The 8,268-nt window shown below is 43.3% G+C and carries 7 protein-coding genes and 1 pseudogene; 5 read left to right on the plus strand and 3 right to left on the minus strand.

Annotated features, from left to right (window positions below; translation table 11 throughout):
* Together PX484_RS09480 and PX484_RS09485 are read right to left on the minus strand one after the other, a co-directional pair.
* On the minus strand, window positions 1–1,140 hold a 1,140-nt coding region (locus tag PX484_RS09480), incomplete at its 3' end, for an FprA family A-type flavoprotein (RefSeq protein WP_288103609.1).
* A 595-nt stretch (window positions 1,141–1,735) separates the two neighbouring features.
* A complete protein-coding gene (locus PX484_RS09485; RefSeq protein WP_043997764.1) occupies window positions 1,736–2,446 on the minus strand; it encodes a hypothetical protein in 711 nt (236 codons plus the stop codon).
* Window positions 2,447–3,051: 605 nt separating this feature from the next.
* On the opposite strand from PX484_RS09485, the gene lysA reads away from it, so the two are divergent.
* The 5 genes from lysA (at window position 3,052) to PX484_RS09510 (ending at window position 7,939) form a co-directional block, all read left to right on the plus strand.
* Window positions 3,052–4,455, plus strand: a complete 1,404-nt coding sequence (gene lysA, locus PX484_RS09490) for a diaminopimelate decarboxylase (protein WP_002801362.1) — start codon at window positions 3,052–3,054, stop codon at window positions 4,453–4,455.
* Between the two features lie 21 nt (window positions 4,456–4,476).
* Window positions 4,477–5,397 (plus strand): diadenylate cyclase CdaA, encoded by a 921-nt coding sequence (cdaA, locus tag PX484_RS09495; protein WP_002801364.1) that lies wholly within the window; start codon window positions 4,477–4,479, stop codon window positions 5,395–5,397.
* Window positions 5,394–6,143: a polyprenyl diphosphate synthase gene (gene uppS, locus PX484_RS09500; RefSeq protein ID WP_002801365.1), complete on the plus strand. Its 750-nt coding sequence runs from the start codon at window positions 5,394–5,396 to the stop codon at window positions 6,141–6,143. Before cdaA ends, uppS begins: the two co-directional genes overlap by 4 nt.
* Before the next feature lie 238 nt (window positions 6,144–6,381).
* Window positions 6,382–6,696, plus strand: coding sequence for a DUF1825 family protein (locus tag PX484_RS09505; protein ID WP_002738222.1), 315 nt, complete (start codon window positions 6,382–6,384; stop codon window positions 6,694–6,696).
* A 130-nt stretch (window positions 6,697–6,826) separates the two neighbouring features.
* Window positions 6,827–7,939 carry a hypothetical protein gene (locus tag PX484_RS09510; RefSeq protein ID WP_287664803.1) on the plus strand — a complete coding sequence of 371 codons (1,113 nt, stop codon included), beginning with the start codon at window positions 6,827–6,829 and terminating at the stop codon, window positions 7,937–7,939.
* Between the two features lie 118 nt (window positions 7,940–8,057).
* On the opposite strand, the pseudogene PX484_RS09515 reads toward PX484_RS09510, so the two are convergent.
* Window positions 8,058–8,268: pseudogene (locus PX484_RS09515) on the minus strand (aromatic ring-hydroxylating dioxygenase subunit alpha); the annotation flags it as partial.

An 8,268-nucleotide genomic window follows, 5' to 3' on the forward strand; every position in this document is an offset into this window, starting at 1 on the left:
AATGGGATCAAAAGCTTTGGTTAAACCAACTTCACGAAACTTATTAAATAGAGGTAAAATTGATTCATCATCACCCCCTTGAGATTCAAACATTCCGATATATTGTTTGGGGTTAACCGAGGCGAGAATTGTGCCTAGATTTCCCGTAATTTCTTGGGCATTAATACCAGAAACAGGGGGAGTACCGATGACGATTCCCACCGCAGAAGAAGCTAATTCTTTTACCTCCTGGGGATCGGCGGATTTCAGGTCTAGAGTTTCTACAGCTAAACCAGTTTTAGTAATACCTTTAGCAATGGATTGACAGAGGCGATCGCTATAACCATAATCGGAAATATAGAAAACAGCGACGGTTTTTTCTGCCTTAGTTTGTGCTTGACTCCAATCACGATAATGGGTCAATAATTCAGTAACATTATGTTTTAATACCGGTCCATGACCATTAGCCACGAGATTAATATTACCCAGGGGTTCCATCCGTTTCATCGCCGCTAGTACGGAACGAGCATTAGGAGCCATTAAACATTCATAATAGAAACGATAATCCGGTTCAATAGCACTTAATTGCTCATCGTAAAGATCATCGGAACAGTAGTGCATTCCAAAAGCATCACAGGTAAATAAAATTCCCGAACCGTGATCGTAGGTAAAAATAGTATCGGGCCAGTGTAAATTAGGAGCGTTAACAAATTCGAGAATGTGACCATTGCCTAGGTCTAACCGATCACCATTTTTGACCAGTTGACGTTGAAAGGGATGATGAACTAAATTCTCTAAAAACTGAATTGCCACTTTCGACCCAACGACGGTAATATTGGGAGCGAGTTGCAGCAGATCTCTGACTAAACCACTGTGATCAGGTTCGGTATGACTGATAATTAAATAATCGATTTCTTGGGGGTTAATTAATCCGTTGAGACTATCAAAATATAGTTGACGGAATTTTTCGTGAGAGGTATCCACAAGGGCGATTTTTTCCCCACGAATCAGATAGGAGTTATAAGTCGTACCGTTTTGTAATCCGAATTCAATATCGAAGCGATCGCGCTCCCAATCGAGGGAACGAATAGCGGTAGTGTCTGCGGTGAGATCGGCCACCTGCACGGTGAGACGTTTTGTTTTGACTGGTGTAGCAACCATCGAACCTCTCCTTATTGTTAAGTTTTTTATACTTTGTCTCTATTGTGCCACGAGGAAATAGGTATGGAGATTTATTTTCCCATAATTACTGATCACAGTTATCTTAATGGTCAGGTGGGAGTCGATCGTCGATACCGAATTAGCTTATACTTCATATTTATGAGAAACGCTCTCTATGTAGGTTCTGCTGAATAAATCTAAAAACCTTGTTGGATAAGGTTTTTAGACTTTTTTCCCCCCAAAAAGTGCCGACCATTGGAGTGATCGGGGAAAAATTCAGTTACTTTTTCTCTGAAAATTAGGTAATTGACCACCTAAAAATGGGTAAAACCCCACACCCCACACCCTACACCCTACACCCCACACCCCACACCCTACCCCCACGAAAAACTTTTTGCCGCAAACCCTATGTATCTGTGTGGAGAAATGGGGATTATACATTCCAGTCAAGGTGAACTACTTCCTATTTCACGGGGGATTGCCTCAAAACGGACTTACACCCAGTTTTTGGTCTTACATCCCCGACCTGGACAGTATCTCTGGTTCCTATTTGGATAAAGTATCGTCAGGTGAGCATTGCCCACCCTACTACTATTTATTGAATTTTAACATTTAATTTATAGGTGGCATTGCCGCGAGTTCCCCCTACAATTATTTCATAATTTCCAGTAGCAGGTAATTTTAAACTAGATTGGGTAGCTTCTGTTTTCAATATTTCCCCATTCGGTGCAATCACATCAAATACGGCATTATTTTCTAACGATGTAATTTTAACATCCATTCTCTGTCCTTGATTGGCTCTTAATAAATAAATATTTCGACTCCCTCGCACAACCGATTGATTAACAGTGGCGCTATTAGTTCCGGGTGCAAACCGGATTTGAGAAACTAAACAAGGTTGTTTTTGATAAACCACTCGTCCCGTATTCAAAGAATCTGAAGTTAACGTCCAGATTTCTTGAGTTTTTTGGGTGTCTAACTCAATTTTTGTCGTGATATTTAAGTTTAACTGATTCCCCTTTTTTGTTCCTTGTAAGGTTTGATTATAGGAAGTATAATAAGATTCTTGTTCGTTCTGAATCGTAGCTTCTACCCGACCCGTGACTTGATTTCCCTGAATATAAATCCTCGCCGTAGAATCCAGACCATCATTAGTAGCAACCGAAAAACAATAACCTTGAATCGAAGAGCCACTGGGAGCTTGAACAACTTGTAGGGGGAAATGATTGGCCATACCTGGCGTAACATTCAGTAAACTGGCAAAAATGACTACACATTCTAATAATTTCATCATAATCATGACCATTCAAAGTTTTCACTAATGGTAAACTAATTATCGCCCCAGCCGCCATACCTGCAATTCCCCCTTGACAAAAAGCCATAAAATCAAACCCCGCAAAAACAGTTTTTGGGACAATATGTGTATTCCCTTGCTGAATTTGGCTCTGTTAAGTAATACTAAATCCTGTTTAGAAGGTATAGGGGAGTGGGAATTATGAATTATGAATTATGAATTATGAATTAGGGAGAGGGGAGACCAACTCGTGCGCGACGTTCGGCGAAGACTTCGGCGTGAGCTTTTGTCGAACGCTCAGTCGATCCGTTGCGGGGGGAAGTAGGGAGAGGGGAGAGGAGATATTATTGAACCACAAAGGCACAAAGGTCACGAAGGTTGAAGAACCACAAAGGCACAAAGGACACAAAGGGAATTAACCACAAAGGCACAAAGGTCACGAAGGTTGAAGAACCACAAACCCTACTTATCAGAGAAAAGTTAGAACTTGTCGTAAAGTGAAAGAGAGAACTATTTTGCTTATCTAGATCACCGACGGTCAAATTTCCCTTGACTGAATCGGTGATGGGCAGAGATTGTAACAAAAATTATCGATTTCTTGACAAAAAACACCGCTCATGCTATCAACCGAACCTAAAATCAGCAATTCCGGACAAAAATATTTAGCCTATCAAGATTGTCTATCCCCGAATCAAACCCTGTTCCCCCTGACAGCCAAGGTTAATAACCGCGATTGTCTAGAAATCGGTGGTTGTGATGTGACCACCCTAGTGGAACGTTTCGGTTCACCCCTGTATATTGTCGATGAAGTCACCCTCCGCACTGCCTGTCGTCAATATCTGCAAGGTTTCCAGACACATTATCCCGGAGAATCTAGGGTAATTTATGCCTCGAAAGCGTGGAATTGCCTGGCCGTATCGGCCGTGGTCGCTAGGGAGGGATTAGGTTTCGATGTGGTGTCGGCCGGAGAAATTCACACGGTGTTAACCGCTTTAGACCAGATCAATAAAACCGATGTGCCGATATACTTTCATGGTAATAACAAATCGATCGCCGAGTTAGAATATGCGATCGAGCATAACTGCATTATTATCGTTGATAACTGGCTAGAGTTAGAAAATCTGGTTAAATTAGGCGAAAACCGCCCTGATACCCCTATTCCGATGCTGTTGCGGTTAACCCCCGGCATCGAGTGCCACACCCACGAATATATTCGCACGGGTCACTTAGACAGTAAATTTGGTTTTGACCCCCATCAAATCGAAACGGTATTTGACTATGTTTTAGCTCATCCGGTGCTGAATTGTCTGGGTTTACACGCTCACATCGGTTCCCAGATTTTTGAACGTCAACCCCACCAAGACTTAGCCGCTGTGCTGGCAGATTGGTTTAAATTAGGTTTAGAACGGGGATTACCCCTAGAGCAATTAAACGTCGGTGGTGGTTTAGGGATTCGCTACCTGGAAAGTGATGACCCCCCAAGTATCGAGGAATGGGTGCAAGCGGTGTCCTTAGCAGTGGCTAAAGCTTGTCAGGAAAGAGGTATCGCTTATCCCCTGCTCATTGCCGAACCGGGACGCTCTCTGATTGCCACCGCTTGCGTAACGGCCTATACAGTGGGTAATCGCAAAGAAATCCCTGAAATCCGCACCTATATCGCCGTCGATGGCGGAATGTCCGATAATCCCCGACCGATTACCTATCAATCGGTTTACCGGGCCGTGGTCGCCAATAAAATGAGTCAAGAATGTCAGGAATTGGTGACAATAGCTGGAAAACATTGTGAATCTGGCGATATTCTAATTAAGGATATTACGCTACCGAAAACCAACCCGGGGGATATTTTAGTGGTTTTAGCCACGGGGGCCTATAACTACAGTATGGCTTCTAATTACAACCGCTTACCCCGTCCGGCGGCGGTAATTGTCCACAACGGAGAAGCTAATCTGATCCTTGAACGGGAAAATCTGGCGGATTTGCTGCGTCAAGACCGCTTACCCAATCGACTCTCCTTGATATAAACCTCATCGCTATCGTCCCCCATGTCGGGTTTTTTTCTGGACCCTCGCCGGTTATTGTCCTGGATTCTCAGCCATGGTCTGTCAGTCCTAGACTTTGGGTTAGTTCTCCTCCTTACCTATATGCTGCTGCTAATTATCGGCGAGCGGCGTACCTTTTGGATGGTGCGAGGACTAATCTACTTAATGCTGGCCTCGGTGATTAGCGATGCCCTAGGATTGCGCTTGCTGGGGTTAGTCCTAGAAAAATTGATTTTAGGGGCAGCGGTGGCCATCGCTGTGATTTTTCAGTCGGAATTCCGCCGTTTTTTAGAATTATTGGGCAAAGGTCAAGTGTGGGAATTATTTAAAAAAAGTTCCCCCACTCCCAAGACCGATAATGTCATTGATGAGTTAGTGGACGCGGTGAAGGATCTATCTCAAAATCGCACCGGTGCGCTGATGGTATTAGAAACCAGTGGCAATCTCGACACCAAGGTGTTTGTCAATCCGGGGGTGACGCTCAATGGCCAAGTATCTAAGGAATTAATTCAAACTATTTTTCAAACTAAAACTTTACTGCACGATGGGGCCGTATTTATTCGGGGCGATCGAGTGGTGGCCGCTGGTGTTATTCTACCCTTATCGGAGCGCAGTACCTCTAGGCAATTAGGCACCCGTCATCGGGCGGCCATGGGCATTACCGAAAGGCTAGATAATTGTTTATGTATTGTGGTTTCTGAGGAAACTGGCTCGATTTCCCTCGCGTCGGGGGGTAATTTGGATCGGCCCTTAACCAGTAGTAAACTAAAAGAGCTTCTCGAAGCGAAGTTTTCTCCGTCGGGAGAGGGGGAAGTGGTCGCACCGAGTTGGGGACGTTTAGGGCGTACAATTGGCTTAAAAGGTCGTCTAATCTTAGAAAAGTTCTCCCGTTCGCCCAGCGCAACCCCCAAAGATAGAAAATGACTCTTAAACCGAGCTTGTCACCAGAATTACCTACGGATTTAGATAAAAACCGTTTGCCTCAGCACGTCGCAGTGATTATGGATGGGAACGGTCGTTGGGCGAAAAGTCGTGGTTTACCGCGGATTATGGGCCATCAACGGGGAGTAGATGCACTAAAGGACTTGCTGCGCTGTTGTCGTGACTGGGGGATTCCCGCTTTAACCGCTTATGCTTTTTCGACGGAAAATTGGGGTCGTCCCCTAGAAGAAGTAGAGTTTTTAATGACTCTATTCGAGCGGGTTTTGCGGCGCGAATTAGAGGAAATGATGCAGGAAAATGTTAAAATTCGCTTTATTGGTAATTTATCAGCCTTGCCAGAGTCTTTAAGACGGGAAATTGCTAAATCTCAAGCAGAAACTAGCAAAAATTCCGGTATTCAATTTACGGTAGCTACTAATTATGGTGGCCGAGAGGAAATCGTACAAGCTTGTCAGGCGATCGCTCGTCAGGTGCAACAGGGTTTAATCTCCCCAGAAGCGATCGATGAATCTCTCTTTGAACAGTATCTTTATACTGCTGGGATTCCTAACCCAGACCTGTTAATTCGCAGTAGTGGGGAAATGCGAATTAGTAATTTTTTACTCTGGCAAATGGCCTACGCGGAAATCTACGTTACTGACACCCTCTGGCCCGATTTTGATCGAGTGCAATTTCACCGCGCTTTAAAAGATTATCAGGGTCGTCATCGTCGTTTTGGCAAATTATAAGGGCCGCAGCCCAAATTGATCAAAATAGCCACTGTAGGGCAGTTAAAGGACAATTTTTGATTTTTCACTTTTTATGTTAAACTCCCTGGGGCAAGGGTTAAACTGCGACGGGGGCCGTTTGTGATCTTCTCGATTTCCCCAATACGGTAATCCGTAAATCGGCTGGAGCTAGACTTTTTCCCCAGCTAAAATAAAATAGGATGGAGAATAACTATCGACGATAAGCCGTTTTAAGATTATGGGATTCTTTGACTCAGAAGTGGTTCAACAGGAAGCTAGACAGCTATTTGAAGATTACCAGTCTCTCACACAACTAGGCAGCGAGTACGGGAAATTCGATCGAGAGGGTAAAATCATCTTTATCGATAGGATGGAAGAGTTAATGGAACGCTACAAAATATTTATGAAGCGTTTTGAGTTATCTGAGGATTTCTCCGCCCAAATGACCGTAGAACAGCTAAAAACCCAATTAGGTCAATTTGGTATGACTCCCCAAATGATGTTCGACCAAATGCAGCAAACCCTTGAGCGGATGAAGGCAGAAATTCGCTGAAATTGCCGATATTTATCGGGTATTGGCTGTCTTTTGCCCGATAATGGCCTCTACAGGTTACTGCTGAGAAATTTGGGGTTTCTGCGGTTTTTTGAGAACAATGATCTAATAATTTTAAGTAGGTTAGCTGATGAACTCCAGGCCAGATTCACAAGAAAATATTGAGCCACCTCAGTATAGTGAAAAAACTAACCGCATTCAGGCAATCAGTCAACTGATTAAGGCGATAACCCCGTTAATTTGGGCTATAGTTGTTCTAGTGGTTATCGTGCCTCTCTTAGGGAAAATTTGGCTAGGAACTGCCGGCAATGAACCGTTAAAAACTAGGGTTGCTACCGAAACTAACCTAGAGATTCCCATCACTATACCCCAAAAATCGAACAGTCAAATCGATCGAGAAATTAGCCAAGCTTTACAGACAGCGAGAGCAAATTCTCAAACCTTTGCCCTAGGAGAAATTGAGGGATGGGTGGAGGAGTTGATGACAAGAGTAGATCAGGGTTTTTTGCCTTGGTATTTTAACTATTTCAATCAAAAACAATTTGAGGGCAAGGCCTTTCTAAGTGGATTATACTCCTCGATCGCTCACTGGGTCAATACAGATAATCCACCCCCGGAACAGGTGGTGGCAGAAAATTTGACCAAAACTATTCAAACCGAGTTTACTAAACGGGTAATTCGTCCCCAAGAGGCCCAATTGCGTCTAGAGAGAATTACTAGGGATGCCGTTAATTTATATGTCAGTAATTTAAGCAATGAATTAGAGAATATTCAGGCCAGTTATCAAATTCCCCAAGGCAAATGGGATCGTTATCTTAGCGATATAGCCGTAACAATTCAAGATACCGAGGGCAATATTTCTAACACATCAATTAAACTTTTAGTCGGTGGTGCCACTGCTTTGGGAGTTAAATCTCTCATCCCAGTGATGAAAGTGGGCAGCACAGTTTATTTGTCCCTAGCGGGAAAAACGGGGGCGAAAATTGCCACTAAAACCGGTGGAGCAGTAGCGAGTAGTTTTGGGGCAGAATTAATCGATCCAATCGTGGGAATTGGTTTGATAGTTTGGGATTTATGGGACTATCAGCACACGGTAAACATTGAAAAACCGATTCTGCGGGATGCCATTTTTAATTATTTACAAGAAGTCAAATACGATCTAGTCAATAATCATCAAGGTAGCGTCCTTTCCTCTATTTATCAAATTGAAACAAGTGTCAATAAATCCTTAGTGAGAACCTAAATAAAATGATCTAAGTAGGTAGGCGTTAAAAATTATCAGACACCCCCCTTATAAAGGGGGGCAGGGGGGATCGAACCTAAAATCCATTTTTAATTTAATTATAACCAGCTACTTAATTCTAACTGCGCCATCGTAAAATCTGTGCTTTAATGGGGTTGACAAAATCACGTTTTTCTGCTTGAGATTTCTCGTATTCTTGCTTGAGGCGATAATACCATTTGGCCTGGGTATCGGCATCATCAATTAACATCAAAGCTGGATGATAACTAAGTCCTTCCTGTTGTTTAATTACCACATCGCGATCCTGTTTGAGGAATTGTAGAGTTAAA

It is taken from the genome of Microcystis sp. M49636_WE2 (assembly GCF_030065375.1).
GTDB lineage: Bacteria > Cyanobacteriota > Cyanobacteriia > Cyanobacteriales > Microcystaceae > Microcystis > Microcystis aeruginosa_C.

Bases quoted from the DNA above. Each gene is read 5' to 3' on its own strand.
- PX484_RS09485 (WP_043997764.1), bottom strand. From the start codon at position 2,446: ATGGTCATGATTATGATGAAATTATTAGAATGTGTAGTCATTTTTGCC.
- lysA (WP_002801362.1), top strand. From the start codon at position 3,052: ATGCTATCAACCGAACCTAAAATCAGCAATTCCGGACAAAAATATTTA.
- cdaA (WP_002801364.1), top strand. From the start codon at position 4,477: ATGTCGGGTTTTTTTCTGGACCCTCGCCGGTTATTGTCCTGGATTCTC.
- uppS (WP_002801365.1), top strand. From the start codon at position 5,394: ATGACTCTTAAACCGAGCTTGTCACCAGAATTACCTACGGATTTAGAT.
- PX484_RS09505 (WP_002738222.1), top strand. From the start codon at position 6,382: ATGGGATTCTTTGACTCAGAAGTGGTTCAACAGGAAGCTAGACAGCTA.
- PX484_RS09510 (WP_287664803.1), top strand. From the start codon at position 6,827: ATGAACTCCAGGCCAGATTCACAAGAAAATATTGAGCCACCTCAGTAT.